The sequence below is a fragment of the Pseudomonas sp. P867 genome, from assembly GCF_019891455.1.
GTDB classification, from domain to species: Bacteria; Pseudomonadota; Gammaproteobacteria; order Pseudomonadales; family Pseudomonadaceae; genus Aquipseudomonas; species Aquipseudomonas synxantha_A.
In genome coordinates this window covers 70,838-97,270 of record NZ_JAFLXB010000020.1, presented here as the reverse complement: position 1 = coordinate 97,270, position 26,433 = coordinate 70,838, and the positions used below count along the sequence as shown (strand labels likewise).

The 26,433-nt window shown below is 62.4% G+C and carries 25 protein-coding genes and 3 pseudogenes; 21 read left to right on the top strand and 7 right to left on the bottom strand.

Translation table 11 applies throughout. The features are described from left to right. The coding region (locus tag J1G33_RS26500; RefSeq protein ID WP_147480608.1) for a transposase at positions 1 to 137 on the bottom strand (137 nt) is incomplete at its 3' end. 194 nt (positions 138 to 331) lie between these two features. Then, positions 332 to 1,828, bottom strand: coding sequence for a trypsin-like peptidase domain-containing protein (locus J1G33_RS26495; protein WP_223019080.1), 1,497 nt, complete (start codon positions 1,826 to 1,828; stop codon positions 332 to 334). 248 nt (positions 1,829 to 2,076) lie between these two features. Here J1G33_RS26495 and J1G33_RS26490 point away from each other — a divergent pair, with 248 nt between their 5' ends. The 3 genes and pseudogenes from J1G33_RS26490 to J1G33_RS26480 all read left to right on the top strand — a co-directional run. Further along, positions 2,077 to 2,274 (top strand): hypothetical protein, encoded by a 198-nt coding sequence (locus tag J1G33_RS26490; RefSeq protein ID WP_032880294.1) that lies wholly within the window; start codon positions 2,077 to 2,079, stop codon positions 2,272 to 2,274. 129 nt (positions 2,275 to 2,403) lie between these two features. Next, positions 2,404 to 2,667, top strand: coding sequence for a hypothetical protein (locus J1G33_RS26485; protein WP_078821836.1), 264 nt, complete (start codon positions 2,404 to 2,406; stop codon positions 2,665 to 2,667). Between the two features lie 268 nt (positions 2,668 to 2,935). Further along, positions 2,936 to 3,022: pseudogene (locus tag J1G33_RS26480) on the top strand (aquaporin); the annotation flags it as partial. Positions 3,023 to 3,113: 91 nt separating this feature from the next. Here J1G33_RS26480 and J1G33_RS26470 read toward each other — a convergent pair. Then, positions 3,114 to 3,455 (bottom strand): annotated as a pseudogene (locus J1G33_RS26470) (nitrilotriacetate monooxygenase); the annotation flags it as partial. Between J1G33_RS26470 and J1G33_RS26465 the strand changes: the two are divergent. From J1G33_RS26465 to J1G33_RS26380, 18 genes and pseudogenes are all read left to right on the top strand, one after another. Continuing rightward, positions 3,405 to 3,998: pseudogene (locus J1G33_RS26465) on the top strand (substrate-binding domain-containing protein); the annotation flags it as partial. The pseudogenes J1G33_RS26470 and J1G33_RS26465 sit on opposite strands and share 51 nt — an antisense overlap. 195 nt (positions 3,999 to 4,193) lie before the next feature. Continuing rightward, positions 4,194 to 5,891 carry an ATPase, T2SS/T4P/T4SS family gene (locus tag J1G33_RS26460; RefSeq protein WP_032881279.1) on the top strand — a complete coding sequence of 566 codons (1,698 nt, stop codon included), beginning with the start codon at positions 4,194 to 4,196 and terminating at the stop codon, positions 5,889 to 5,891. Continuing rightward, positions 5,888 to 7,084 (top strand): type II secretion system inner membrane protein GspF, encoded by a 1,197-nt coding sequence (gspF, locus tag J1G33_RS26455; protein WP_223019079.1) that lies wholly within the window; start codon positions 5,888 to 5,890, stop codon positions 7,082 to 7,084. The genes J1G33_RS26460 and gspF overlap by 4 nt, the downstream gene beginning before the upstream one ends. Positions 7,085 to 7,104: 20 nt before the next feature. Beyond that, positions 7,105 to 7,515 carry a type II secretion system major pseudopilin GspG gene (gene gspG, locus J1G33_RS26450; protein WP_087945255.1) on the top strand — a complete coding sequence of 137 codons (411 nt, stop codon included), beginning with the start codon at positions 7,105 to 7,107 and terminating at the stop codon, positions 7,513 to 7,515. 7 nt (positions 7,516 to 7,522) lie between these two features. Next, positions 7,523 to 7,948: a GspH/FimT family pseudopilin gene (locus J1G33_RS26445; RefSeq protein ID WP_223019078.1), complete on the top strand. Its 426-nt coding sequence runs from the start codon at positions 7,523 to 7,525 to the stop codon at positions 7,946 to 7,948. Further along, positions 7,945 to 8,277 carry a prepilin-type N-terminal cleavage/methylation domain-containing protein gene (locus tag J1G33_RS26440; RefSeq protein ID WP_032880303.1) on the top strand — a complete coding sequence of 111 codons (333 nt, stop codon included), beginning with the start codon at positions 7,945 to 7,947 and terminating at the stop codon, positions 8,275 to 8,277. Before J1G33_RS26445 ends, J1G33_RS26440 begins: the two co-directional genes overlap by 4 nt. Next, complete coding sequence (locus J1G33_RS26435) at positions 8,274 to 8,882, top strand: prepilin-type N-terminal cleavage/methylation domain-containing protein (protein WP_078821832.1); 609 nt, start codon at positions 8,274 to 8,276, stop codon at positions 8,880 to 8,882. The genes J1G33_RS26440 and J1G33_RS26435 overlap by 4 nt, the downstream gene beginning before the upstream one ends. Further along, positions 8,879 to 9,580, top strand: a complete 702-nt coding sequence (locus J1G33_RS26430; protein WP_032880306.1) for a hypothetical protein — start codon at positions 8,879 to 8,881, stop codon at positions 9,578 to 9,580. Before J1G33_RS26435 ends, J1G33_RS26430 begins: the two co-directional genes overlap by 4 nt. Then, complete coding sequence (locus tag J1G33_RS26425) at positions 9,577 to 10,569, top strand: PilN domain-containing protein (RefSeq protein WP_223019077.1); 993 nt, start codon at positions 9,577 to 9,579, stop codon at positions 10,567 to 10,569. Before J1G33_RS26430 ends, J1G33_RS26425 begins: the two co-directional genes overlap by 4 nt. Next, positions 10,544 to 11,146, top strand: coding sequence for a type II secretion system protein GspM (gene gspM, locus J1G33_RS26420; protein ID WP_078821829.1), 603 nt, complete (start codon positions 10,544 to 10,546; stop codon positions 11,144 to 11,146). Before J1G33_RS26425 ends, gspM begins: the two co-directional genes overlap by 26 nt. Further along, positions 11,143 to 11,643 carry a general secretion pathway protein GspN gene (locus J1G33_RS26415; protein WP_223019076.1) on the top strand — a complete coding sequence of 167 codons (501 nt, stop codon included), beginning with the start codon at positions 11,143 to 11,145 and terminating at the stop codon, positions 11,641 to 11,643. The genes gspM and J1G33_RS26415 overlap by 4 nt, the downstream gene beginning before the upstream one ends. Before the next feature lie 5 nt (positions 11,644 to 11,648). Further along, a complete protein-coding gene (gspD, locus tag J1G33_RS26410) occupies positions 11,649 to 13,775 on the top strand; it encodes a type II secretion system secretin GspD (RefSeq protein WP_223019075.1) in 2,127 nt (708 codons plus the stop codon). 758 nt (positions 13,776 to 14,533) lie between these two features. Beyond that, entirely contained in the window at positions 14,534 to 16,927 is a 2,394-nt protein-coding gene (locus J1G33_RS26405; RefSeq protein WP_148853612.1) for a TonB-dependent receptor, read from the top strand. A 19-nt stretch (positions 16,928 to 16,946) separates the two neighbouring features. Continuing rightward, positions 16,947 to 17,918, top strand: coding sequence for an amino acid ABC transporter permease (locus J1G33_RS26400; protein WP_223019074.1), 972 nt, complete (start codon positions 16,947 to 16,949; stop codon positions 17,916 to 17,918). Next, complete coding sequence (locus tag J1G33_RS26395) at positions 17,911 to 18,684, top strand: amino acid ABC transporter ATP-binding protein (RefSeq protein WP_032880317.1); 774 nt, start codon at positions 17,911 to 17,913, stop codon at positions 18,682 to 18,684. Before J1G33_RS26400 ends, J1G33_RS26395 begins: the two co-directional genes overlap by 8 nt. A gap of 18 nt (positions 18,685 to 18,702) precedes the next feature. Next, positions 18,703 to 19,626, top strand: coding sequence for an ABC transporter substrate-binding protein (locus J1G33_RS26390; protein WP_223019073.1), 924 nt, complete (start codon positions 18,703 to 18,705; stop codon positions 19,624 to 19,626). A gap of 10 nt (positions 19,627 to 19,636) precedes the next feature. Beyond that, entirely contained in the window at positions 19,637 to 21,220 is a 1,584-nt protein-coding gene (locus tag J1G33_RS26385; RefSeq protein ID WP_223019072.1) for an FAD-dependent oxidoreductase, read from the top strand. An 11-nt stretch (positions 21,221 to 21,231) separates the two neighbouring features. Further along, positions 21,232 to 21,654 carry a RidA family protein gene (locus J1G33_RS26380; RefSeq protein WP_223019071.1) on the top strand — a complete coding sequence of 141 codons (423 nt, stop codon included), beginning with the start codon at positions 21,232 to 21,234 and terminating at the stop codon, positions 21,652 to 21,654. 9 nt (positions 21,655 to 21,663) lie between these two features. Here J1G33_RS26380 and J1G33_RS26375 read toward each other — a convergent pair whose 3' ends face one another. From J1G33_RS26375 to J1G33_RS26360, 4 genes are all read right to left on the bottom strand, one after another. After that, the gene (locus tag J1G33_RS26375) at positions 21,664 to 22,236 is read right to left on the bottom strand and encodes an HD domain-containing protein (protein ID WP_005789605.1); all 573 of its coding nucleotides are present in this window, start codon (positions 22,234 to 22,236) and stop codon (positions 21,664 to 21,666) included. An 86-nt stretch (positions 22,237 to 22,322) separates the two neighbouring features. After that, positions 22,323 to 22,880, bottom strand: coding sequence for a helix-turn-helix transcriptional regulator (locus J1G33_RS26370; RefSeq protein WP_223019070.1), 558 nt, complete (start codon positions 22,878 to 22,880; stop codon positions 22,323 to 22,325). 111 nt (positions 22,881 to 22,991) lie between these two features. Next, a complete protein-coding gene (locus J1G33_RS26365; protein ID WP_223019069.1) occupies positions 22,992 to 23,828 on the bottom strand; it encodes an HAD family acid phosphatase in 837 nt (278 codons plus the stop codon). Positions 23,829 to 23,887: 59 nt separating this feature from the next. After that, positions 23,888 to 26,398: a fimbria/pilus outer membrane usher protein gene (locus J1G33_RS26360; protein ID WP_223019068.1), complete on the bottom strand. Its 2,511-nt coding sequence runs from the start codon at positions 26,396 to 26,398 to the stop codon at positions 23,888 to 23,890. Positions 26,399 to 26,433 lie beyond the last annotated feature (35 nt).

Genomic DNA, 26,433 nt, shown 5'->3' with positions numbered 1-26,433 from the left:
TAGCGCTTTATCCAGGCATAGAGGCTATGCGTCGACACGCCAAGACGCGCCGCTACGTCAGCGACGGGAAGCTTCTTTTCGGTCACTTGATTGACCGCTTGGATTTTGAATTCTTCGGGATAACGTGGGTTGCTCATGGCACCTCCTGATTGGCCTCAGTTTAAGGCATGGAGGTGTCTACGAAACCCGGGGCGATTCAGTAACCGGGTCGCCCCCGCTGCGGTTCGGCGGGGGAGAGCCCCAGTGATCCCGCTCAAGTCGTGCCTTTCGGGCATTGCCCTCGATTGCGCTGACTTGACTCATCAACATTTGCTTAAAACAGCTCGCTGCCTCACCTGGCCTGACGCTGCGAGCGAACCGTTGCGCCTGTGATCATGTCTGTGCGAATGGCCGACGGTTGCCCGGCGTTGTTGCGTGCATAACTGCATAACGTGACCGGCAGCTCTGCTATATCAAGGAATATGCCGTCCATGGCCAAGGTGTAGCGATCGTCGTCAATATCGCCGCAGATGGTGCTGATCGCCGAGTTCACGCTGTAGTAATAATGCTGGCTAAAACCGTTCTGCTGGTTTTCCCAGGCGATGTGATAGCGGTGCTTGAGCTGCGGTGCCGGTGCCGGGTTGGTCAGGAATACCGAATGGGTGAACGCATTGCGCAGCAGCGCTTCGGTCAGCGGCTGTTCGGCCGTTTGCACCCCGAGTATGCATAACACATGCGGCCCCAGCACTGGACCGATGGGCTGGTTGATGTAGGCCTCGTCAGAAGCGGCAGCGACTTGGTAGCCGTGTGTGCGTGCGCAATCGCTGATGTGATTCACGGCTTTGAATCGGTAGAACGGTTCCTGGATCGAGAACCTCAGGTTCCAAGTCGGACGGGTAATTTGGTCGGTGGCGTCACGTTTTAAATGCACATAGGGCTTCAGGTTCCACGGCTCATCCAGCGTGATTTCAACCGCCTTGAGCTGACAGGTTGGGGTGTCGTTACGGAAAACACCGTCTACAAAGCAGTAGTACAAGTCGTTGACGGGGTAGCTGTAGTTGAATTTGGCGGCTTCGCACGCCGAGTTGTTCTGGCAGCTATTGAGAATGTCTTTCTGAATGGCAGACGCGACCTTGCTGATGATGCTGGTGATTTCATTGGTGTTCCGGTCCAGCATCGGACTGCCGGAGCTGCCTGTGCGCAGACCGTTGCAGCGGTTGCGCAAGGCGCTGGGGAACACGCCGGGATGTTCGGCAAAACTGTTTAGGGTCGATTCCACGCAGGCGCTCATGCGTAGGCCCTTTTTCAGAAAGCCAGTCGGCGCTCCCACGTTGATCACCTCCCGATCCGATGTCTGACGCTGGGAGGCCAGCTTGAGTGGCATGATCGCCTTGGCCACCAGCACCGCCAGTGACGTATCCAGTTCGAGCACGGCCAGGTCAGTGCCCGCCATGCTGCTCCAATGCGCCGTCTTGACGGCGTAGGTGATACGCCGTTCGGGTGTGTCATGAAAGTAGTTGAAGGTCACGTCGGCGGTGAGCGCCTGGTGGACGCGCGCTGTACCGTAGCTGTAGAACACACAATGCCCGGCGGTCAGCACATAAGCCGGCCCGACGGCCTTACCTTGGCGATTGCGCGTGTCGAGCAGAACGGCATTGCAGGTCTGGCCTAAGGCGTTTTCCAGTGAACCGATGCCGGTCCATTGCGGATAACGGTGGTTTTTATTTTCAAGGGCCACAGACGGTGACTGCTCGGTAAGGCCCTCGGCCAGATCTCTGGCATGGCTGGGCCAGACAGTGCTGAGCAACAGGAAATACAGGAAGATGCAGGCGGTGTGAGGAAGTGCCATAAGGGGCCTCGACAAGGAAGTCATTGATTGGCTGAAACTACTCAATCAGGCCAAGGCGGATGACATACAGGGCTACTGCGTGAGCCCTTGGCGGGATCCTCAGTCGCCGTTATGGCTGCTGGTGCTGGCGTCCTTACGCCCAACACCGCCTCGGGATCTTCCGTTCGTCCAAAGTTCGGCACTCCCTGTTACACGCCTGCTCCAATGTTTAAGTGCGTATTTGTCGCGCTTTAGAGCGGAGAGACAGCATGGAAATCAACGAGAACGCCCCAGGCAATATTTCACAGCAGGCAGTAACGCGTGGAACGGACAATGAGGCCGGTCATGATCCAAAGCGCGATGAGGATCATATCCCGCTGCCACCGGACGACGAGGCACCCCTCGAGGAAGATATGTCGGACGTGGACGCTGCCGATTCAGTAGCCAGTGAGCATCCTGACAACTGAGCATCAACGGACCCGGCCAAGCGCCGGGTTTTCATTTAAATGTCAGCGCAAGATAATTACGTTATTGTCGGCGTGATGCCCTTTTCCGAAAGGCCGAGAAGTTAAAGCAACCCAACTGCGGAGACGGATATGCGTGCCGAAGACGTTCTTGCCGACGACACAAACGAAGCAACATTTGAGGGAGTGACCGTACGTAAAGGGACGGTGGGTGCCTTTTTGGCAAACGTACGAGTTTGGAGTAATCCAGGCGCGAGCATGGATGATCAACTGCTGGCTGAGCGAGAAATTATTCAATCTCTGCCCGCTCTTAAGGCGATCGGGCTCCTCGACGTGTTTGAGCCTAAGGATTCCCGATTGCGTGAGTTGATCGCCAAGGCGGGCGCGCTACGGTGAGAGTATCCAGAGGGGCGCCACGCTGAGCAGCAAGAGGCCGGCTTTGTCTTGATGCGCCACTGTTGTTGCTGATTATGGCTTTCACAACGTCCGCCTGTATGGGGGCCAGGCGTCGAGTGTTCGAATCCCTGCGTCCCACTCTATTTCTGATCAAGCCCAACCTGAATAGGTTGGGCTTTTTCATGCCGGGAATAAATGCCTTCCCGCGTGAACCATCTTCATCGCGAATCACACCTGCTCATTAGTTACGCGCCAAGGAAATTTCCCACACCTGATCAGTATTCCCGTGAGCAATACATCGGTTAACCCGGCGCGCAGTACTGGTGTGGCGTTGTTGCAGGGCGATTGGGCGATGGAGCCTTTCTGGTAGTCGATGCGCAAGGTTAATAGATCGGCCGCCCAGGCTGTCTGGGTCAGCAGCAGGGCCAGCAGCAGGGTGGGGATTTTCATGCTCGGGTCTCCTTGAAATGGTTGGCCGGGCGCGCCAGGCCGAGGTTTTCTCGCAGTGTGGTGCCGGTGTATTCGCGCCGAAACAAGCCACGCCGCTGTAACTCGGGAACGACCAGGCGGGCGAAATCCTCCAGCCCGCCCGGCAGGTGTGGCACCAGAATATTGAAGCCATCCGCCGCGCCTTCTTCGAACCAGCGCTGCAGCTCATCGGCGATCTGCACAGGCGTGCCGATCAAGCTGTAATGACCGCGTCCGCCGGCAATGCGTCGGCCCAGTTGCGCCAGTGTCAGCTGTTCGCGCTGGGCCAGTTCGCTCCGCAGTTGCTGGCGGCCGCGCTGGTGCTGACCAGTCGCTTCCATAGCCCAGGCATCGAAAAGATGATCGCCGAGGTGGACATCCCGGTGGTGGAAACCTGGGACTACGTGCCGGAGCGCCGTGATGGTTTTACTGCGACCCTCAGCGAGCTAGGTGTGCAGCCGTGGGTCTTCGTCCCCGACGCCGACCGTGCGCCTTTCGAGGCGGGCAAGCAGGCCATGGAGGCGCTGATGGGGGCGGTGACCAGGCCCGACGCGATTTTCTTTGCCAACGACAACCTGGCTGCCGGTGGTTTGCTCGCCGGTCAACGAGCGGGGCTGAACATCCCGCAGGACTGCGCCGTATTAGGCTTTGGCGATTACCCCTTCGCGCAGATGTTGCTGCCCAGCCTCAGCACGATCCAGCCACCGGCCCTGCAGATTGGTGTATTAGCCGCCACCCGCGTTCTGCAAAGTCTGGGTGTATTACCGATCGAGGGTGAAGTTGCACGCTTGAATCTTTTGCACTGTCAGTTAATTGAAAGGGAAAGTACCGAGTCATTACGGGGTATGGCTAAGTGCAACTAGTGGCTATTGGCTGCTAACGCTCTAAATCAGTGCATTTGGCAATGTTTTGTATTTAATTTCCCGCCAGCCGGAACTAGAGCTATAACTTCCAGTCGATACCCCCGGCTAACTCCTGCATCGGCTGTGGCGAACTAATGGCATTGTTCGGTAGTTCCAAATAGCCATACTTTTCGCAACGTTAGATATTCCTCAATGATGTCTTCAGCCCCCATCGATGCTTGCAAGATGCACATCCCGCACACCGACCAGGTGTGTGCGTGGCTGATGCAGCACGCCGGGCTTAAAACGCTGGATCTGGAACGCGCCCGGCGCTTATCCGATGACCCTCGCGACCTGCTGGGTTTACTCACGCGCCTGGGTCTGGTGTCCGAAATCGAACTGGCCCGCGCCTGGGCCGATCTGCTGGCTGCGCCATTGCTGGCGGCCGACGCTGCGCCGCCGTTGCTCGACCCATTACCTGCCGTGACCGAGCGTTTCCTGCGTCACTACCACCTGGTGCCCATGGGCTGGGACGAGGGCGGCCTGCGCGTGCTGGCCGCCAACCCGACGCAGCGGTACCCGTTCCAGGCCCTGGCGTATGCCTGCCAAGTTCCTGTATGGCTGGCCATCGGCGCGCATACCGACGTAGAGGGCCTGATCGAGCGTTACTACGGCCAGGGCCGTTCGGCCATGGGCACGCTGATCGAAAACCTCGATGAGCAGGGTGGTGCCCTCGAAGATATCGAGCACCTCAAGGACATGGCTTCCGAAGCGCCGGTGATTCGCCTGGTCAACCTGATCCTGCAACGCGCCGTGGAACAACGGGCGTCGGATATCCATATCGAACCCTTCGAAAACCAGCTCAAGGTGCGCTACCGCATCGATGGCGTGCTGCACGACGCCGAAGCACCGCCCGCCAGTTCGTCGGCGGCGGTGATCTCGCGAGTGAAGATCATGGCGCGCCTGGACATCGCCGAGCGGCGCCTGCCCCAGGATGGGCGCATCATGCTGCGCATCCAGGGCAAGGCGTTGGATTTGCGCGTGTCCACGGTGCCCACCAGCTTCGGCGAGTCGGTGGTGATGCGCCTGTTGGACCGGCAAACCGTGCAGTTCGACTTTCCAAGCCTGGGTTTTGATGGCCAGCGCCTGGCAGCCTTCCTTGATTTGCTTGAGCGGCCCCACGGCATCCTGCTGGTCACCGGGCCCACAGGCTCGGGTAAAACCACCACGCTGTACACCGCCTTGGCGCGGCTCAACACCGCCGAACGCAAGATCATCACCGTGGAAGACCCGGTGGAGTACCAGCTTGAAGGCATCAACCAGATCCAGGTCAAGCCCGCCATCGGCCTGGACTTTGCCGGAGCGCTGCGCGCCATCGTGCGCCAGGACCCGGACGTGATCATGATCGGTGAAATCCGCGACCTGGAAACGTGCCGCATCGCCGTCCAATCCTCACTTACCGGCCATCTGGTGCTCTCAACCCTGCACACCAACAGCGCCGCCGCCAGCATCACACGCTTGCTGGACATGGGCGTGGAAAGCTACCTGATCGCCTCCACCGTCAGCGGCATTCTCGCCCAACGCCTGGTGCGGCGCCTGGACCCGGCCACACGAGTCGCGTTCCAGGCGCCGCCGGCGTTGATCAAGGAACACGGGCTGGATCGCCTCACCGAGCAGCGCCCGATTCTGCTGTATCACGGCGACTACCACGGCCGCAGCGCCCTCACCGAATTGCTGGTGATGAACGATGAGTTGCGTGGCCTGCTGATGGCCCACGCCGACGCCGCCACCCTTGAGCAAGCCGCCCGTCGCGGCGGTTTGCGCACCTTGTATGAAGACGGCCTGCGTCAGGCGCTGGCGGGCGTCACGTCCCTGGAAGAAGTGTTGCGCGTCACCCGTGGAGAGGATGCGTGAGCCTGTTCAAGTTCCGTGCCCTGGACAGCCAGGGCGCCGCCCAGAGAGGCACGCTGCAAGCTGCCGACCAGGCCGCCGCCGTCGCCATCTTGCACAAGCGTGGCTGGTTGCTGCTGCATATTGAAACGACGGGTAGTGCCTCGTTACGTCGTGTACGCGGGCCGTTGAAGGGTGCAGCGCTGGTGAGTTTCACCCAGCAACTGGCGACGCTGCTCGGCGCCGGTCAGCCCCTTGAACGCTCGTTGAACCTGCTGCTCAAGCAACCCGGCCAACCCCAGGTGCGGGCCTTGATCGAGCGCATCCGTGAGCAGGTCAAGGCCGGCAAGCCGCTGTCGGCTGCGCTTGAAGAAGAGGGCGATACGTTTTCTGCGCTGTACCTGAGCATGGTGCGCGCGGGCGAAGCCGGTGGTGCGCTGGAAGACACCCTGCGCCAGCTCAGCGACTACCTGGAGCGCAGCCAGCGACTGCGTGGCGAGGTGATCAACGCGCTGATCTACCCGGCGTTCCTGGTGGTGGGCGTACTGGGTTCCCTGGCGCTGTTGCTGGCCTATGTGGTGCCGCAATTCGTGCCGATTTTTCAGGATCTGGGCGTGCCGATTCCGTTGATCACCCAAGTGATCCTGGGGCTTGGCGAGTTTTTGTCGGCCTATGGCCTGGTGCTGTTGGCCGGGTTGGCGATCAGTGCCGGGCTCCTGGCGACGCGCCTGCGCGACCCCAACCGCCGCGAACGCTACGACCGTCATCTGCTGGGCATCCGTGTGGTCGGCCCGCTGCTGCAACGGGTGCAAGCCGCACGCCTGACTCGCACCCTCGGCACCTTGCTCTGCAATGGCGTGGCATTGCTGCCCGCGCTGGTGATCGCCCGGCAGGTCTGCAGCAACCGTGCATTGCAGGCGCAAGTGGCGCTGGCGGCGCAACAGGTCAAAGGCGGCGGCACCCTGGCCGAAGCGTTTGGCAGTCAGCCGCTGTTGCCGCAGTTGGCCCTGCAAATGATCGAGGTCGGCGAACACGCCGGTGAACTGCCCGGCATGTTGCTCAAGGTCGCCGACATCTTCGACGTCGAGGCCAAGCGCGCGATCGACCGCCTGCTCGCTGCGCTGGTGCCCTCGCTGACCGTGATCATGGCGGTGCTGGTGGCGGTAATCATGCTCGCGATCATGCTGCCGCTGATGAGCCTCACCAGCCATATATGAACCTTCATGGAGTGGAATCAATGAGAACCCGGCACCGCCAAAACGGCTTCACCCTGCTGGAAATGCTCGCGGTGATCGTGCTGCTGGGCATCGTCGCAACCATTGTCGTGCGCCAGGTCGGCGGCAATGTGGACAAGGGCAAATACGGCGCAGGCAAGGCGCAGTTGGCGAGCTTGAGCATGAAGATCGACAGCTACGCCCTGGATGTGGGCGCGCCGCCCAACACCCTGCAACAGCTGCTCGACAAGCCCGCCAATGCCTCCAGCTGGGCGGGCCCCTATGCCAAGCCTTCGGAGTTGAAGGACCCGTTCGGCCACGGGTTCGGTTATCGCTTCCCCGGGCAGCATGGCGCCTTCGACCTGATCTTCTACGGCCAGGACGGTCAACCGGGCGGCGAGGGCTACAGTGCCGATTTGGGTAACTGGGAGTAACCCGCCCATGGCCCAGCGCGGCTTTACCTTGCTGGAGATGCTGGTGGTCATTGTATTGATCGGCGTCGCGGCCGGGTTGCTGGGGCTGGGTGTGCGCCAGGGGCTGCAAGTGGCTCAGGAGCGGCGGGTGGTGGGGCAGATGGTCGAGGCACTGCGCGCCACGCGGGCGAGGGCGATCGTCAGCGGCCGGGCGGCGCGCACCGAATTCGACCTGCAACGTCTGACGTTCCGGGCTCCAGGGCGTGCCCCGCAACAGTGGCAGGCACCGTTGCAGGTGACGTTGCACAGTGCCGAGCAGGCGGGCGCCGCCGTGGTGTTCTACCCCGATGGCAGTTCCACCGGCGGCAACCTGCTGCTGGCCAGCGGCGCCCGGCGTTGGCGTATCGACATTGGCTGGCTCACCGGCAGCGTGCAGTCCAGGGCGCTGCCATGAAGCATCAGGCCGGTTTTACCCTGCTGGAAATGCTCGCGGCCCTGACGTTGATGGCGGTGTGCAGCAGTGTGTTGCTGGTTGCCTTCGGCCAGAGTGCGCGCTCGTTGGCCCAGGTTGCCCACAGCGACCGGCTAACCCAGGCCGCGCTCACGCTGCTGGACCAGGAAGCGGCCGGCCCGCTGAGCGAGGGCACCTTGCAAGGCGAACTTGATGGCATCCATTGGCACTTGACCAGTACCCGGCAACAGCCCCATCTGTTTCGTCTCGACCTGAACCTGCGTGAAGGCGCGCATCAGGCCCGCTTCAGCACCTTGAAGGCCCGCCTGTGAAGCGCCGCGAGCAGGGCTTCACCTTGCTGGAGATCCTGGTGGTGCTCAGCCTGCTTTCGATATTGTTATTGCTGGTGGGCGCTGCGTTGCTGGGCGCCAATCGGGCGGTGGCCAAGGCCCAAAGTTACACCGTGAGCCTGGATGAAATGCGCACCGCCCAACAGTTTCTACGCACCGCGATCAGCGAGGCGTTGCCCTTGAATATCATTGAAGACGACAGCCAGGCCGACGGTTTTTTTATCGGTACGGCAGAGCGCCTGCAGTTTGTGGCGACCTTGCCCGGCGTGCTCGGCGGGGGCATCCAGCGCTTTACCCTGCAACGGGTAGAACAGGATTTTCAGGTGGCGTTTTCGCAGTTGCAATCCGCTGCCAACGCCCAGCGCGCTGAACCGCAAGTGCTGCTGCATAACGTCGAGGCGCTGCAATTGAGTTATCGCGGCGTATCGCCCTTGGGCCAGCCCACCGGCTGGTTGAGCGCGTGGCCCTGGCCCCGGCGCTTGCCCGTCGCAGTACGCATCGACGCCAGCGTCAACGGGCCGGTGCCGTGGCTGACGCAAGTGATTGCCCTGCGCCTGAACCTCGGCAGCGCGAGCAGTGAACAATGAAGCGCCAACGCGGAGCGGCGTTGCTGCTGGTGCTGTGGGTGCTGGCTTTACTCAGCCTATTGCTCGGCGGTTTGGCTGCCTGGGTGCAACTGCAAAGTCGCCAGGCGCTGTGGTACCGCCAGCACACCCAGACGCTGTTGGCCGCCGAAGCCGGTATTGCCCAGGTCATGGCTGATCGGCACTGGGTGGCGGACGGGCGTGCCATCGCGCTGACCTTCGACGACGCCCGCCTACAGGTCCGCCTGCGCAGTGAGCGCGGCAAGCTGTACCTGGTCAACGCCGACCCCGATGACTTGCTGCACCTGGCCCTGGCTTGCGGCGCTACCCCGGCCCAGGCCCATCAGCTGGTCCAGGCGCTTGAGGCTCGGCGCCATCAGGGCCTGGCGCCGTTTCGGGTGCTGGAAGAAGTGCGGCAACTGCCCGGTATGACCCAGGCCCTGTACAGCCAATTACTGCCGGAAATGACCTTATGGAGCGACCTGGATCGACCCGATCCGGCATTTGCCAGCCCCTTGATGCGCAAGGCATTGAACCTGCCACGCCAAAACGCCGAGGGCGCCGACCCCGGCCAGGTGCTGGAAATCGACAGCCGTGCCGAGCGCCCCGGCGGCTATCAGGCACGCCTGCAACTCACCGTCTTATTGAGCCCCGCGGAGGACCGTGCACAACCCTATCGGGTGGTGCGGTGGCAAGAATGAATCGACTTGAACCTATCGCCCGCCAGTGGCGCGGCAGCCTGTTGCAACAAGGCTGGCACCTGTGGCTCACCGAGCTGCGCGGCTGTGTGCCGAGCTGGCTGGCCCCGCAAGAGCCGCCTGAACAGATCCATCACTGGCCGCTGACGGCGCCGGTTATCCCCGGCAGCGCCTGCCAGGTGCTGATGCTCGGTCCTGACGTGGTGCTGCAGCAACGCCTGCAATTGCCCCTGGCGGCCGCGCGCAATCTCACGGCGGTGGTCGGCTATGAACTGGACCGCTACACCCCGTTCGACGCCGAGCAGTTGTACTTCGTGGCGCGTCAGGAGCAGCGCACACCCACCCACCTTGAGGTCACGCTGGTGGCGATCCTGCGCGAGCGTCTGGACCGGATTCTCAGCGACTGCGCTGCCCTCGGTCTGCATCCCCATCGCGTCGATGTGGCGGGCCTGGGCATTGACCTGCTGCCGGCACCGTTACGCTCGCGCCAACGCCGAAGGGGCAAGGATTTGCAGCGCAGCCTGCCATGGCTGTGCGGTGCCTTGCTGATCGCCGCCATGTTGCTGTGGCTCAACGACCGCCAGCGTGTACTCGACGCCATGCACGCCACCGTGCAGCAGCAAAAAGCCCAGGTCGCCCAGGTGCACGCCCTGCGCCAGCAACTGCTCAATACCCGCGGCGCGGCGCAGTACCTCACCCAGCGCAAACTGGCGCAACCGCCGCTGGCTGCGCTGCTCAATGACTTGACCACTTGTCTGCCCGCCGACACTTGGCTCGACCAATTGGACGTCAAGGACGCTGAGGTGACCTTCTCCGGGCAAAGTGCCAAGGCCAGTGGCCTGATCACCCGCATCAAAGGCTGCCGGCGGTTGGACAACGCCCAGTTCGAAGGGGTGATTCAACCCGATGCGCGCACCGGCAAGGACCAGTTTGCCTTGCGTGCCCACTTACGCCCGGAGGCCGCCGATGCGCCGACCCCTCACACCCCGTGAACGTCGTGGCGGGGCCTTGTTGCTCCTGGCCGTGGTACTCGGTGCGGCCTATTGGTTGCTGATCGACAGCTGGTTCGCCGGCCCGTTGCGCACCATGGGCGAGCAAGCCCAGCAGTTGCGTGAACAGCAGCAACGCTACGCCGCCGTGTTGCACCAGGGCGATGCATTGCGCGAGCAGCTTGAGCTGGCGCGGCAAGACCCGGCCAGCAGCGCCAGCCTGTTGCCAGGCGATGACCCCGATGTGGTCGCCGCCGACCTGATGCAGCGTCTGGCCGACCTGATCAACAGCCACGCCAACCTTGGCGGCGGCTGCAACCTCACCCAGCGCAAACCCATCACCACCGAACAGGACAGCAGCGAGCCCTATCGGCAGGTCAAGGTCAGCCTCACGCTCAACTGCGCCATCGAACCGCTGACCGCGATCCTGCACGCGCTGGAATACCAGCCGCCGTTTCTGTTTGTCGATGAGTTGCGCATTCGCCGCAGCAAACAGGCACCGGCCACTGGCGGGGCGGGCAAGCTGGCGGTGCAACTGCTGGTGCGTGGCTACCTGCAACCGGCGCAGGTGGCGCCATGATCGGTGCACTGCGCCCCCTGGAGTGGGGCTTGCTCGGCTTGGCCGGGCTATTGGGCGTACTGATGGCGGTGATCCTCAGCAGCATCGGTGATCAACCGCGATGGTTGCCGCAGGCGCCTGCACCTGCGCAGCCCTCCGTCGCTGTGCAGGCCGCACCGGCGCCGGCGTTGCAAGAGCTTGCGAGCACCTGGCAGACGCCGCTGTTCAGCCCCGATCGCCGCCCGGACAGCGTGGTCGGCAAGACCCAGGTGGCGAGCCTGGCCAACCTGACCCTCAGCGGCATCATGATCACCGGCAACCTGCAAATGGCCATGCTCAAGCAAGCCGGCGGCCCACCCCTGACGGTGCGCCTGGGCCAGACGCTGCCCAACGGCTGGCGCCTGGAACACCTGACCCCGCAATACGCCCGTTTCGCCCTCAACGGGCGCACCCAGACCCTGAGCCTCTACGGCAAGCGGTTACCCCTGATTTCCCATCCCCGCGAGCCCCTCCCTTGATCGATATGCGCACTTCGCTGTTTTGCCTGGCCACTGCCGTCTCCCTGGGCGGTTGTGGATCCTTACCCGACCGCCTTGATCCGGACGAACAGCTGCTGAACGAGGCGCTGCAAGGCACCGGTTCGCAACGCCCGCCGAATGCGGCGCCTGCGATGCAAAGCGCTCTGCCCGAGGCGAAGTCGCCGCCGCAGCGCCAGCTGATTCGTGGCAATCAGACGTTCGTGCGTAAACCCACTGCGCCGGTAAAAGCCCAGGAGGAGGGCGGCGACATCGTCTTCAACTTTCAGAGCCAGCCCATCGAAGCGGTGATCAACAGCGTGATGGGCGACTTGCTGCACGAGAACTACAGCATCGCCGAGGGCGTGAAGGGCAATGTCAGCTTCTCCACGTCAAAACCGGTGGACAAGCAGCAGGCTCTGTCGATCCTCGAAACCCTGCTGTCCTGGACCGACAACGCCATGATCAAGCAGGGCAGCCGCTACGTGATCCTGCCGGCCAGCCAGGCGGTGGCGGGCAAGCTGGTGCCGCAGATGCGCGTGACGCAGCCCTCCAGCGGGCTCTCGGCGCGACTCTTCCCGCTGCGCTATATCTCGGCCACCGAGATGCAGAAACTGCTCAAGCCCTTCGCCCGAGAGAATGCGTTTCTGCTGGTCGACCCGGCGCGCAACGTACTGAGCCTGGCCGGCACCCCGGAAGAGCTGGCCAACTACCAGGACACCATCGACACTTTCGATGTGGACTGGCTCAAGGGCATGTCCGTGGCGGTCTTCGGCCTGCAACGCGCCTCGGTGGCCGAACTGATGCCCGAGCTGCAAGCCATGTTCGGCGCCGACAGCGGCACGCCCCTGGCGGGTATGTTGCGATTTTTGCCGGTCGAGCGCACCAACTCGGTGGTGGCGATTTCGTCTCAGCCCGAGTACCTCAGCGAGGTGGGTGACTGGATTCGCACCATCGACGAGGGCGGCGGCAACGAGCCGCAGATGTATGTGTACGACGTGCGCAATATGAAGGCCGCCGACCTGGCCAAATATTTGCGGCAGATCTACGGCAATGGCGCGATCAAGGACGACGCACCGGCCAAGGTCGCGCCGGGGTTGCGTACCACCACCTTGTCCTCGTCCACCAGCGCTGGGCTGCAGGCCAATGTCCCAGCGCCTGCACCCGACGAACCCGAATCCGAACCTGCCGAAAATACCCAGGCGCCCCCCACCAGCGACCTTGAAGCCGGCACCCGCATCACCGCGCAAAAGAGCAGCAACCAGCTGCTGGTGCGCACCCGTCCGGCACAATGGAAAGAGATCGAAGCAGCGATCAAGCGCCTGGACAACCCACCGCTGCAAGTGCAGATCGAGACCCGCATCCTGGAGGTCAAACTCACCGGTGAACTGGACCTGGGTGTGCAGTGGTATCTGGGCCGCCTGGCGGGCAATTCCACCAGCACCACGGTGGCCAACGCCTCCGGCAGCCAAGGCGCCCTGGGCGGTGGCGGGGCGGGGCTGGGGGCGGCGGATTCGTTGTTCTACTCCTTTGTCAGCTCCAACCTGCAAGTGGCCTTGCACGCCCTGGAAACCAACGGCCGCACCCAAGTGCTGTCGGCGCCGTCGCTGGTGGTGATGAACAATCAGCCGGCACAGATTCAGGTGGGCGATAACATTCCCATCAGCCAGACCACCGTCAACACCGGTGACGCCGACACCACCTTGAGCAGTGTCGAATACGTGCAGACCGGGGTGATCCTGGATGTGGTGCCGCGCATCAATCCGGGCGGGCTGGTGTACATGGATATCCAGCAGCAGGTCAGTGATGCCCAGAACCCGGCGGGCAGCAGTGAGACGCCGGTGAACCCGCGCATTTCCACACGCTCGGTGTCGACTCAGGTGGCGGTGCAGAGTGGGCAGACGGTATTGCTTGGTGGGTTGATCAAACAGGACAACGCCGAGAGTGTCAGTGCCGTGCCTTATCTGGGGAAGATACCGGGGTTGCGGTGGTTGTTTGGCAATACTGGCAAGTCCAAGGACCGTACAGAGTTGATAGTGCTCATTACGCCAAGAGTCATTACCAGCAGCAGCCAGGCACGGCAGGTGACGGATGATTATCGCCAGCAGATGCAACTGTTGCGGCCGGCTCAATAATCCTGGCTGCTCCGAGTACCAATGTGGGAGGGGGCTTGCTCCCGATGGCGGCTTGACTGCCAGCGACTACCTAAATGATGCGACGCGATCCAAATGTGGGAGCTGGCTTGCCTGCGATGACGGCCTGACAGCCAACACAGCTATACCGAGTACATATCCATTCCTGTGGTAACGGCCACTTAGGGTTCCGCCCTGACGGCGGCTAAACCGGCATCCCTGCCGGTTTACCCCCCAAATCCCTGTCGAATTCCGGCCAGCGTGGTTTAACGGGGCGCCTAGGATCAAAAGCAGATCAAGATCACGAGCGGCTCGCTTCGCATCGTGGTTACGGTTGGCGGCTGCAAAGTTGTGTAGATACCTATGCTATCGAGGGCAACCTCCCTAGCCCAGAATCTCTCTGCTGCTGATGGGTTAAACATTACCGTTATGAATAAAAATATTAAATAATAATGAAAGTAGAGAATATTAGCTTATGCCAAAACAGCATTATATTTTTGAAATTCATTCCGTTATGTTTGAGTTCAACAGCCTACCCCTGACCTCGGATGGTACCCAGCGTGATTCAGATTCTGCGCGCCTGACCGGGTGACTATCCCCCGCAGCAGAGTCGTTGGACGGGAGCTCAACGTATGTTGCCACTTCAAACCCCTCGCTTGCCCCACACCTAGCCCAAGCCGAAACGCCTTTTGAACACCGGTCACGCCGCGTCAGGCGCGTGCCTGCTCGATTTCGCGATTTGGAAAAAGCCGGGAATGGATATGAAGCACGTTCTACAACCCACCGCCGCCCTGACGTTGTCCTTGCTGGCTGCAGCGACGCAAGCCCAGGACGACAGCACCCTGTCCACCGTCGTGGTCACTGGCAACCGTGGCGCCGAGCAGCGCACGGTCACCAGCAGCCCGGTGCCGATTGATGTGGTCAGCGCCAAGCAACTGCAAAGCACCGGCAAGCCCGGGTTGATGGAGGCGTTGAGCGCAGTGATCCCGTCGCTGACCTTGCCGGAAAAAACCGGCTGGGACGCCAGCGGCATTGCCCGGGCGCCGAACCTGCGGGGCTTGAGCTCCGCCGAAGTACTGGTGCTGGTCAACGGCAAGCGCCGCCACACCAGCGCCACCTTGAATATCAACGGCATCAACACTGGCGCGGCGCCGGCGGATCTGGACCTGATCCCCATCAGTGCCATCGACCATGTGGAAGTGCTGCGCGATGGCGCCGCGGCCCAATACGGTTCCGATGCCATCGCCGGGGTGATCAACGTGATCCTCAAGGCCGACACCAGCGGCACTTCGGTGACCAACACCGGCCTTGGCTACGACGGGAAGAAACAGACGGTGCAGCAAAGCCTCAACAAGGGCTTCGAAATCGGTAACGGCGGCATCGTGCAGTTGGCTCTGGATGCGCGTAGCCAGAACGATGACAACAAGGCCAGCGCCAATGGCTACACCTACGAGCAGGCGTATGGCCTGGCAGGCAAGTCCACCTATGGCGGCTACGGCACGCCCAAGACCAACCTGCTGACCCTGGGCTACAACGCCGAGCTGCCGATCGATGACAGCCTCAGCCTGTACTCCTTCACCACCTACTCGCGACGCAAAGCAGAGCAGGGCCAGAACTTCCGCTTGCCGACCATCACCAACACCATCACTACCGGGCCCAACGGCTACCCGGCCGGGTACACCCCGACCTGGTACATCGACGAGGATGATTTCCAGGCGGCCTTCGGCGGCAAGGGCACCCTGGGTGAGTGGGACTGGGACCTGTCCACCACTTACGGGCGCAATGAAGCGGAGCAGGGCACCACCCACAACCAGAACCCGTCCCTGGGCGAGGCCACGCCGAACAGCTTTACCTCCGGCACCTGGATTTCCACCGAGTTGACCACCAACCTGGACTTCAAACGCGGCTTTGATATCGGCCTGCAAAAACCCTTGGACCTGTCTTATGGCTTCGAGCATCGGCGCGATACCTACGAGGTACAGGCCGGTGACTACGGGTCTTATGCCAACGGCGGCTACTGCGTGGCGCCGGGTAACTGTGCCTCGTCCGGAGCCCAGGTCACCAACGGTATTTCCCCGCAGGAAGAAAGCAGCGCTTCTCGCAACAGCCTGGCCAGTTATGTGGACGTGGGCTTCAACCCCTTGCCGGATTGGTACGTTGGCACCGCTTTGCGCTATGAGCATTACAACGAAGGCGTGGGTGCCACCCGCAGCGGCAAGCTGACCACCCGCTACGACTTCACGCCGCAGTTCGCGGTGCGTGCCACGGTGAGCAATGGCTTTCGGGCGCCGTCCCTGGCCAACAGTTTGTTCAGTGCGCGCTCCACCACCTATGGCGTGGTGGACGGCGTGTACCAGTCGATCAATTACGGCGTGCTGCCGGTGGGGTCGGCGGCGGCCAAGGCGCTGGGCGCCGAAGAGTTGAAGCCCGAACGCTCCACCAATTTCAGCCTCGGTTTCACCCTTACACCCACCGACCGCCTGAGCTTCACCGCCGATGCCTACGTGATCAATCTACGTGACCGCATCACCCTGACAGGCACCTTGCTTGGCCCTGAAGTCACCCAGGTACTGCAGAACAACGGCATCAACTCCACCTCCGGCGGCCAGTACTTTATCAATGGCGCCGACACCCGCACCAAGGGCCTGGACCTGGTCAGCAGCTACAACCAGGACCTGGGCGCGTTCGGCGCGCTGAAGTGGACCGCTGCGTTCAACTGGAACCAGACCAGAATCCAGAACTACAAGGCGTCCACCAGCATCCTTGGCCGGCCTTATGACCTGATGGATCGCGAGGCCCGCAACCTGATCACCGGCGTGCAGCCCAATACCAAGCTGATCCTTGGTGGCGACTGGAGCATCGAACGCTTCAATCTCAGCCTGGCCCTGACTCGCTACGGTTCCTACAAGGAGGTCAACTCATCGGCCAACCGCGACCTGGACCGGGTCTACAGCGCCAAATGGATCACCGACCTCGACCTTGGCTACAACCTCACCAAAGACCTGAACATCGCCATCGGCGCCAAGAACCTGTTCGACCAATACCCCAAGAAACAAGGGGTGCCGAGCAGCACCATGGTTGCCAGCTACGGCACTTATTCGCCCTACGGTTTTACCGGTGGGTACTACTACACCCGGCTGACTTACGCCTTCTAAGGCCTGCGAGGAATAGCACATGCCCATTGTCGCCAAACCCTACGACCTGCTTGATGAGGTCAGCGTACAACCGCTGCGTCAGCACCGCGTCTCCACGCCGATCACGGCGCTGCAAGTGGTGCCCGCCCGGCATCCCTGGCACTGGGCCGGGTCGATCTTCGCCGCGCTGGTGCTGCTGGCCATCGTGCATTCCCTGGCCACCAACCCGCGGTGGGAGTGGGGGGTGTTCGGCCAGTGGTTCTTCTCGCCGTCAGTGCTGCGCGGCTTGGGGCAGACGCTGTTGCTGACGCTGCTGAGCACGGTGTTCAGCGTCATCCTTGGCACGGCGCTGGCGTTGGCGCGGCTGTCGGGCTCACCGTTGCTGGCCGCATTGGCCTGGGGCTATATCTGGTTTTTCCGCTCGATGCCGGCGCTGCTGGTGCTGATCATCCTCTACAACTTTGCCTACCTGTACGACCACATCGTGCTCGGTGTGCCGTTCACCGATCTGGTGTTCGCCGAGTGGTCGACGGTGGATGTGCTCAGTCAATTCACCGTGGCGGTGCTTGGCTTGAGCCTGATGCAGGCCGCCTACGCGGCGGAGATCATCCGCGGTGGCCTGATCGGTGTGGAGGCCGGCCAGCATGAAGCAGCCGCGGCCCTGGGGTTGCCGGCCTCGCGGCGCATCTTCCGCATCATCCTGCCCCAAGCGCTGCGCTCGATTTTGCCGTCTGGGTTCAACGAAATCATCGGCCTGGTCAAGGGGACTTCCATTGTCTATGTGCTGGCCTTGCCCGAGCTGTTCTACACCGTGCAGGTCATCTACAACCGTACCCAGGCGGTGATCCCGCTGCTGATCGTGGCCACGGTGTGGTACCTGATCATCACCACCGTGCTCACCAGCGCCCAGTACTACGTCGAACGTCATTTCGCCCGCGGCACCGCGCGGGTGCTGCCGCCGACGCCGTTGCAGCGCCTGCGCCTGTGGCTCAAGGAGAAATCCCATGGCTGAAGCACGCGCCGGGCGCATCCAGATCCAGGGCGTGGGCAAGCGCTTTGGCAACCAGCAGGTGCTCGATAACATCGACCTGACCATCGACCCCGGCAAGGTCACAGTGATCCTCGGCCCGTCCGGCTCGGGCAAGTCCACCCTGCTGCGCACCATCAACCACCTGGAGAAAATCGACAGCGGGCATATCACCATCGACGGTGAATATGTCGGCTATCGACGCAAGGGCGACCTGCTATTCGAACTCAAGGAGCGCGAGATCCTCAAGCGTCGCATCGACGTCGGCTTTGTATTCCAGAACTTCAACCTGTTCCCGCACCTCACCGCCTGGGAAAACATCGCCGAAGCGCCGTTGGCCCACAAGCGCTGGAGCAAGGCCCAAGCGCACTTCAAGGCCGCCGAGTTGCTGGCCAAGGTCGGCCTGGCGGACAAGGCCGACGCCTACCCGCGCCAGCTCTCCGGTGGGCAACAACAGCGCGTCGCCATTGCCCGCGCCCTGGCGCTGGACCCCAAGGTGCTGCTGTTCGACGAGCCCACCTCGGCCCTCGACCCTGAGCTGGTAGGCGAGGTGCTGGACGTGATCAAGGGCCTGACCCGACTGGGCGTGACCCTCGTAATCGTCACCCACGAGATCGGCTTTGCCCGTGAAGTGGCCGACCACGTGGTGTTTCTCTGCGACGGTCAACTGATCGAAGAAGGCCCGCCCGAACAGATCTTCCGCCAACCCCGCCATCCCCGTACCCAGGCCTTTCTCGGCAAGGTGCTTTAGTTCAAGGAGTGAGTGCCCATGTTCATCAACACCACCCGCGTGACCTTGCTGGCGCTTGCCGTCAGCACCGCGCAATATGCCTTCGCTGTGCAACAGGTTGATCTCAGCCCCGACCGCCCGCGCATCCATGTGCCGCGCAATGAAGCGGCCATCGCGCAGATCCCGCCGGGCTTCAAGTTCGCCCAGCCGGGCAAGTTCACTGTGGCGGTGTCCGGCGTAGCAGGGCCACCTCTGGCGCTGCTTGCCAGTGACGACAAGACCACCATCGGCAGCGAAGCCGACACCGCGCAATTGGTCGCCGACAGCCTCGGCCTGCAACTCAACGTGGTGCAGACCAGCTGGGAAGACTGGCCCCTGGGTGTCAGTTCGGGCAAATACGATGCGGTGATCAGCAACGTCACCGTCACCGAGGCACGCAAGAAGCGTTTTGACTTCGCCACCTACCGCCAGGACGTGCTCGGCTTTTACGTCAAGAGCACCAGCAAGATCAACGCGATCCAGCAAGCGGCGGACATTGCCGGGCTGAAGATCATCGTCGGCTCCGGCACCAACCAGGAAAAGGTCCTGCTGGCCTGGAACGAGGCCAATGAAAAAGCCGGCCTCAAGCCTGCGCTGTTGCAATACTTCGACGACCAGGCCGCCGCGCAACTGGCGGTGCAGTCAGGGCGCAGCGATGCGCTGTTCGGGCCGAACTCGGTGTACGCCTATTCGGCGGCAATCACCGGCGGTATCAAGCGCGTCGGCACCGTCAACGGTGGGTGGCCGTTGCAGGCCGATATCGCCGTGACCACGCGCAAGGACAACGGCCTGGTCCAGCCTATCCACACCGCCCTGGAGGGCGCGATTGCCGGGGGCCAATACGAGCAGGTGCTGCAACGCTGGGGCCTGGATGTCGAACGCGTCGACAAGTCGCTGATCAACCCACCGGGCTTGCCGGACTAGGAGCATCGACATGGGACTGACACGACGTGAAGCGCTGTCGAGCATTGCCGCAGTGGGCGGTGAGAAGGCGGTCAAGGATGCACTGGCGGTGTTGGGTCTGGGCCCATCGTCACACCGCCGTCCGCAACCGCTGAAACTCAAGGATGGCCTGGGGCAGGGCACCCGCGTGCTGGTGCTGGGCGCCGGGATTGCAGGATTGGTCACGGCCCTGGAACTGAGTCGCGCCGGCTTCAGCGTGCAGGTGCTGGAAGCCCGTGAGCGCGTAGGTGGTCGCACCTGGACCCTGCGCAACGGCGATCGCGTGGCCTACAAGGATGGTCGCTCGCAAACCGTGGGGTTTGATCCGGGCCAGTATTTCAACGCCGGCCCGGCGCGCATTCCCAGCCAGCACCGCACCATCCTCGACTATTGCAGTGAGCTGGGCGTGCCGTTGGAAGTGCTGGTCAACAGCAGCCATGGCGCCCAGGTGCGGCCGGACCTGAGCCAGCCGGCGTTCAGCGTCGGCCAGGCGCTCAACGATACCCGTGGGCACCTGTCCGGGTTGCTGGCCAGGGCGGTGCAACGTGACGCCCTTGACGATGTGTTGAGTGGTGAAGAGCGCACGCGCCTGCTGGGTTTTTTGCAGGTGTACGGCGACCTGTCCCAGGAGCTGGCCTTCGAGGGCACCCTGCGTTCCGGGCACCTTGAATCCGCCGCCCACCCTGGCGCCTTGCCCGCCCGCCACAAGCCGCTGGGGTTGGAGCGCTTGCTGCACCCGGAACTCTGGGGCGCTTTGTTGCACACCGAATTCCCGGAATTTTCAGCCACCATGTTCCAGCCGGTGGGCGGCATGGACCGCATCACCGACGCCCTCTACCGACGCGTGCATGAGCAGGTGCAACTGGGCGCCCAGGTGCGGCAGATCCGTCAGTTGGAGGAGGGCGTGGCGGTGACCTATCACGACCAGCACAGCGGCCGCGAACAGGTGGTGCGTGCCGATTACCTGGTCTCGACCTTGCCGCTGCCCCTGCTGGCCAGGCTGGACAGCGACTTCAGCGACCCGGTCAAGGCCGCCTTGCTCAGCACGCGCAGCGACCAGGCGACCAAGGTGGCGTGGCAATCCCCACGTTTCTGGGAAACCGATTACCGCACCTATGGCGGCCTGTCATGGGTCGAGCACCCGGCGCGCTTGCTGTGGTACCCCAGCAACGACCTCAACACCCGCGAGGGCGTGCTGGTGGCCGGTTACGTGACCGGGGAGGGCGCCGACGTGTTCGGCGCACAGCCACTCGAACAGCAGCACGCCGCCTCCCGACAAGCCGTAGAGCTGTTGCATCCAGGTTATTCCAAACATTTGCGTCATCCACTGGCGGTGTCCTGGGAACAGATCCCCTACAGCGAAGGCCCGTGGCTGCAACGCGAACACTTCCCCGCCCAGGCCCACGCCTTGCTGGAACGGCCCCATGGCCGGGTGTACTTCGCCGGCGACGGCCTGGTGCAAAGTGGCGTGGGCATCTGGCAGGAGTCGGCGGCCAACTCCGCGCGCCATGTGGTGGCGCAACTGGCCGAGCACATCACTCAACAACGACAGATTGCGGCTGTGGCCGCCTCTTGAGGAGCAATACCATGAGCGACAGCATTCAACGCACCAGCGTGGGCGATTTTCCCATCTCGCAAACCGTCACCGTGCCGGCCTCGGCCAGTCTGATATTCGTCAGCGGCACGCTGCCCGACCTCGCCGACCCGAATGTGCCTGGGGTTTACGGCGACACCGAAGTACAGACTGTTTCAGTGTTCAACAAACTGCGCAAAATCCTCCAGCAGCAGGATCTGGAGCTGGGCGATATCGTGCAGTTGCGGGTATTTCTGGTCGGCGCGGAAGAAACCGACGGCAAGCTGGATTTCGCCGGGTTACAGCGGGGGTATACGCAGTTCTTCGGCACGCCCGAGCAGCCGAACAAACCGGCGCGGACAGCGTTGCAAGTGGTGGCGCTGCCGTTGCCGGGGGCGTTGGTGGAAGTGGAGGCGATTGCTGCTCGGGCGGTGTGATGCCGCCCGTCACTCTGCGGCGTGGAGCCTTTGCTCTGTCGCCCGATCGATCAATGCCCGCAGCGCTTCGAACAAGGGGTCGGCATCTGTGTGTTTTTTACCGTAGGCCAGGTTGAAGGCGTAATCGAAATCGGGCGGGTTCAGCCCTTGGGTGTGCTGCAGCAGGGTCTCCAGTTTGTCCATGGCCTTGACGGCTTTTGCTTCCGGCGAGCGCGCGTTCTCGTAGTCATCCCATAACGTCAGGATCTCGGCTTTCAGGGGGCTGTCCAGGGACTGCGCCAACAGCAGCAGGTCGAGCCGCTCCTGTTCGCCCTTGTTGGGAAAGGCCGCCTGGCTGACCGCCGGGATATCGCCGTGGATGGCTTCGCCCAAATCATGGATAACGCACATCTTGAGGATTTTCAGCAGGTCCAGGCCGGGCAGTTGATCGGCGAACACCATCGCCATCAGACACAGGCGCCAACTGTGTTCGGCCGTGCTTTCAGTGCGGCCCGAAGCCGTGTGGGCGCTTCTGAGCACATCCTTGAGTTTTTCCGCTTCGCGCAGAAAATCGAGACGGCCTTTGATTTTTTCCATGTCCATGATGCTGCCCCGCAAGGTCGGTTGTGCAGGTAAGCCTAGGTGCGCGAGCGCAGATCGTCCACGCATAAAATATGCGCGGTGGGCTTTCAGAGTGTCTCGACCAGGCGTGCTGCGCTGCCATCGCTGAGGGTCATGCGTGTCCAGCGACACAGGCTTGGGCGTATGGGCACGAGATTGGAGTCGTTGCTTCCAGTGGTGAATTCAAGGGCCGGTGGTGCCTGGGTTTCACGCCAGCCGGTATGCTCCAGGCTGGCTTCGATCAGCTGGATTTGCGGCGTTGCGAAGCGCCACAACGACTGGCCCATAAGCTCGGCGAGCGGGCTGCTGAACTGGCGTGCGCGGGAGGGCGAGCACGCGAGCAGGCGGTGCGTCAGGTCGCACACCAAGTGCATCGCTTGCGAACTCTCGCTGACCAGCCGGGCCAATGCCTGATCGGCGGCTGCATCAAGTCGGGCTGCCAACAACTGCTCAAGCTGTTGGTGCGCAGCCGGATCCATCGCTTGTACGCCACTTTCCCAGCGCGAAATAGTCGATTGCGTGACGTTGAATAGCTGCGCCGCATGGCTTTGCTTGACGCGGTGCAGCAAACGCCATCGCCGCAGCGCAATGCCGGGCAGCGCAGGCTTGAGCAAGGAGTGAGACATTTGCGGTTCCTGAGCCGGCGGGTGGATAACGAGTGTGATGATATGAGGGCCGCGGTGCAAATGAGTGGGATGAACGGCTCTCGGTTTTCTAATGTGGGAGGGGGCTACTCTCTATTCCTGCAACAACAATGCCTGCTGCTTGAGCTTGCGTTTCTGCGCAAACGGCAAGGTTTCATCATCCCCGTACGGCGCGCTGTACCAGTTGCCGTAGCTCGGGTTGGGCAGCAGGAACCAGCGCTGCCCCAGCCAGTTCACATAGGGTTCGACGGCCTTGCGCTGCGCAGCCAGGGTGTTGTGTTCGGCCTGCACGAAATCTCCCAGCGAGTCACCGGCCATCAACAACACGCGGGCATGATTGGCGACCCACTGGCGACGGCAATTCTTGCCATAGCCGGCGCTTTCGCAGTGGCCGGTAGGCGTGCTGGCCGCCAGGATCTGTGCGTCGCTCTCAATCGGAAAGCCGCGCAAACGCAGGTTTTTGGCGGTGGCCGCGACCTGGCTGTGCTCGCGGTTGGTGAGGTAATACACCTTGATGCCTTTTTGCCTGGCCGCCTGCAGAAACGCCACGGAACCTGGTAGCGCCTGGGCCTTGGCCTGCTCGACCCAGGTATTCCAGCGATCGTAGGAATAGACCTGATTGTTGATGATGTCGCGAGCGTTGAGCGGCACGTTGTCCAACAGCGTCTCGTCGATATCCACAATCACCGCCGGCGGCAAACCGGTCAGCTTGCGTGCAGGCAAAGGCAGGGCGTCCCAGTCTGGGTCGGCCAGCGCTACATCGAGTTGGCGGGTGGCGTTGGCGAAGAGCTGGCGGTAGATCAGCTCGTGCTCGATGGAGGTCTGGGTCCAGAGCACGGCGTCGAGTTGGTCGTTGGCCGGTGGTGTTTGCTGGCAGCCTGCCAGGGCGGTGGTCAACAGGCAGGCACTGGCGAAGAACAAGTTACGCATGGGCAAGTCTCGCAGAGGGTAGGCGCGTGGTCAGCACAGTAGCGCAATCACCCGCACAATCAAGGCGTGCACACCAGTGACTGGCGCTCATAGTTCAGCGCCTTGTTCGGCGGTGGCAACGCATAGGTGGCCCGACAACGCTGTTCCCCCCACTTGATGATCAGTGTGCCCTGATCCTCTTCCACCAGCGCCAGGGCATTACCATTGGGGTCGGCAATCGCCAACTGCTTGCCATTGGCGTCTTCCAGTGAGGCACCAAACGACAGCGGTTGATGCTGTGCATCAAACAACTCAAACAACACCCGTCGCCCGGTGGTGCCGCTGTAATGCGCCACCACGATGGCGCCACGGCGCGGCACCAGCTGCTGGGTGGCGTTAGTGATTTCCACGTCGCCACCCAGATCGCGAGTGTCCAGGCTGATCCAGTTGACCCGGTAAGGTTGCGCAGTGGGCACCACCGCATAGCCGTTGTAACCGGTTTCCACCCCGCTGTAGCTGCTGATCTTGGCTCCAGCGACGCCTGGTACTTCGGCCAGGGCGAAGGTCTCGCTGACCGTCTGCCCCAGGTTGACGCCACCCGCATGAGCCACCACGGAGCCTGCGAGGTTGAAGTTCTGTGAGTTGTAGCCCTGGCCCTGGCTGTAACCGAGGCTGACGTCTGCCACGGCGGTGCGGCTGTTGATGTTCACCGAGCCTGAGTCGCCGCTGGTGTCACTGTGGCCGGCCTGCACCGAATAGAAGGTGTCGCTGGTGTCGGCCACGTAGCCGTTGATGCCTGCCTGGGTGGTGGTGTCGCCACGTTGGTGGCTGGTGGTGACAAACGCCCGTGGCGCGCGGGCCTGGCTGCCCAGCGGGAAAGACACCGACAGGTTCACCTGCGTGTCGCTGCTCGGCTCGCCCCAGGTGACGATCTGCTTGGTGCGCGTCACGCCAAGGTTGTAGCTCAGGTCGCCCCAGTTGCCGGTGTAGCCCGCGGAAAAGCTCTGGGAGCCGCCGCGATTCCAGTAGCGTTGGTCGCTGGCGTTCACATACAGGCTGCCGAATTCGCTGTTGCGTCCGATGCTCTGGTTGATGGTCAGGTCGGTGCGGGTTTTCGAGTGGCCGGTGCGTACGCGCAGGTCTTCGCTGCTGTCTTCCACATGGTCGGTGAGGGTGCGATAGCCCTCGGTGGAGTAGCGATAGGCGGCCAGGGTGAAGTTGGTATCGGTGCCGGCAAAGGTCTTGGCGTACAAGGCGCGTACGCTGCTGCCCTGGGAGGTTCGCCCCTGGGCCTTGCTGGACGAATGGGTGGTATCCAGGGAGAACGCACCGAACGAGGTGTTCCGGCCGGCGCCGATCGACAGCGCGCTGTAGTCCTCACTGGCTTGCACACCGACAATCCCGCTGAGGTTGCTGGTCAAGCCGTAAGCCAGCGTACCGCTAAAAAAACGCGGGGTTGCCAGGCCATCGGCATTGCTTTTGAACGTGCCCGCCGAGACGCTGTATTTCACCTGGCCTTCGCGCACCATGATCGGCAGGCTGGAGAACGCCTGCATCGTCACCCGCCGCGTACCGTCGGCTTCGATCACGGTGATTTGCAGGTCACCGTTGGAGCCGCTGGGGTAGATATCGTTGATCTCGAACGGGCCTGGCGCGACGTTGGCGGTGTAGAGGATGTAGTCGTTCTGGCGGATTTCCACCGTCGCGTTGGTCTGCGCCACCCCACGGATTACGGGTGCATAGCCGCGCTCGCTGTCGGCGCGCATGCCATCATCCGAGGCGAGCTTGACCCCGCGATAGCGCACGCTGTCGAACAGGTCGGTGTCGGAGAAAATCTCACCGGCGCTGAACTGGCCCTTGATCGCGGTGACGTCATGCTGCAAGTAAGTGCGGTTGCTGGTGAAGGTGTTCGAGCGATCGGTGCCGCCGCTCAGGTTTGACTCGTTGCGCAGCCGCCAGGCGCCCAGGTTGATGCCATTGCGCAGGCCCAGGTTATTGGCGATGCGGGTCTTGTAGTCGCCGGCGGTGCGGCTGCTGTTGAGCTGGTAGTTGATGAAGGCGGCGGGCACACCGTCGTCCCACAACTGTGGGTCGACATACCCGCGCAAGCCACGCTGCATCGCCACCTGCGGGATACTTGCGAGCAGGCGCAGACGGCTGCTGTCGTAGCGCACGCTGGCGTCTTCGATCATGTCGGCAAGGGCGTAGCAGTCCTGCGGCTGCTGCGGGTCAAGTTTGCCCTCGGCCTGCAAACGGTGCAGGTCGATACCCAGTTGCTTGAGAAGGTCGAGGGTCAGGCAGGCTTCGACGCGGCCGTTTTTCGGGTTGCGCTTGAAGTCGATATCGCGTCGGCCCACCAGCACTTCGTTGCTGTACAGGTCGACGCGGTAAGTGCCCGGCAGCACGCTGTTGGCAGAGAGCAATTGCTGCAAGTCCACCGGTGACTGCGAGCCTTGCAGGAAGGTGGTATTGAAGGTTTCCGTAGCGTCATCGGCCATGACCAGGCCGGGCAGACTGGCGACAATCGCCAGCGACAGCGTCTTCAACTTCAGTACGCCACGTGCGGGCCTGTTGCTGGAAAGAAAGGACATGCGAAGACCTATGACATCCCTGATTGACGGACAGC

Bases quoted from the DNA above. Each gene is read 5' to 3' on its own strand.
- J1G33_RS26495 (WP_223019080.1), bottom strand. From the start codon at position 1,828: ATGGCACTTCCTCACACCGCCTGCATCTTCCTGTATTTCCTGTTGCTC.
- J1G33_RS26490 (WP_032880294.1), top strand. From the start codon at position 2,077: ATGGAAATCAACGAGAACGCCCCAGGCAATATTTCACAGCAGGCAGTA.
- J1G33_RS26485 (WP_078821836.1), top strand. From the start codon at position 2,404: ATGCGTGCCGAAGACGTTCTTGCCGACGACACAAACGAAGCAACATTT.
- J1G33_RS26460 (WP_032881279.1), top strand. From the start codon at position 4,194: ATGTCTTCAGCCCCCATCGATGCTTGCAAGATGCACATCCCGCACACC.
- gspG (WP_087945255.1), top strand. From the start codon at position 7,105: ATGAGAACCCGGCACCGCCAAAACGGCTTCACCCTGCTGGAAATGCTC.
- J1G33_RS26445 (WP_223019078.1), top strand. From the start codon at position 7,523: ATGGCCCAGCGCGGCTTTACCTTGCTGGAGATGCTGGTGGTCATTGTA.
- J1G33_RS26440 (WP_032880303.1), top strand. From the start codon at position 7,945: ATGAAGCATCAGGCCGGTTTTACCCTGCTGGAAATGCTCGCGGCCCTG.
- J1G33_RS26430 (WP_032880306.1), top strand. From the start codon at position 8,879: ATGAAGCGCCAACGCGGAGCGGCGTTGCTGCTGGTGCTGTGGGTGCTG.
- J1G33_RS26425 (WP_223019077.1), top strand. From the start codon at position 9,577: ATGAATCGACTTGAACCTATCGCCCGCCAGTGGCGCGGCAGCCTGTTG.
- gspM (WP_078821829.1), top strand. From the start codon at position 10,544: ATGCGCCGACCCCTCACACCCCGTGAACGTCGTGGCGGGGCCTTGTTG.
- J1G33_RS26415 (WP_223019076.1), top strand. From the start codon at position 11,143: ATGATCGGTGCACTGCGCCCCCTGGAGTGGGGCTTGCTCGGCTTGGCC.
- gspD (WP_223019075.1), top strand. From the start codon at position 11,649: ATGCGCACTTCGCTGTTTTGCCTGGCCACTGCCGTCTCCCTGGGCGGT.
- J1G33_RS26405 (WP_148853612.1), top strand. From the start codon at position 14,534: ATGAAGCACGTTCTACAACCCACCGCCGCCCTGACGTTGTCCTTGCTG.
- J1G33_RS26400 (WP_223019074.1), top strand. From the start codon at position 16,947: ATGCCCATTGTCGCCAAACCCTACGACCTGCTTGATGAGGTCAGCGTA.
- J1G33_RS26395 (WP_032880317.1), top strand. From the start codon at position 17,911: ATGGCTGAAGCACGCGCCGGGCGCATCCAGATCCAGGGCGTGGGCAAG.
- J1G33_RS26390 (WP_223019073.1), top strand. From the start codon at position 18,703: ATGTTCATCAACACCACCCGCGTGACCTTGCTGGCGCTTGCCGTCAGC.
- J1G33_RS26385 (WP_223019072.1), top strand. From the start codon at position 19,637: ATGGGACTGACACGACGTGAAGCGCTGTCGAGCATTGCCGCAGTGGGC.
- J1G33_RS26380 (WP_223019071.1), top strand. From the start codon at position 21,232: ATGAGCGACAGCATTCAACGCACCAGCGTGGGCGATTTTCCCATCTCG.
- J1G33_RS26375 (WP_005789605.1), bottom strand. From the start codon at position 22,236: ATGGACATGGAAAAAATCAAAGGCCGTCTCGATTTTCTGCGCGAAGCG.
- J1G33_RS26370 (WP_223019070.1), bottom strand. From the start codon at position 22,880: ATGTCTCACTCCTTGCTCAAGCCTGCGCTGCCCGGCATTGCGCTGCGG.
- J1G33_RS26365 (WP_223019069.1), bottom strand. From the start codon at position 23,828: ATGCGTAACTTGTTCTTCGCCAGTGCCTGCCTGTTGACCACCGCCCTG.
- J1G33_RS26360 (WP_223019068.1), bottom strand. From the start codon at position 26,398: ATGTCCTTTCTTTCCAGCAACAGGCCCGCACGTGGCGTACTGAAGTTG.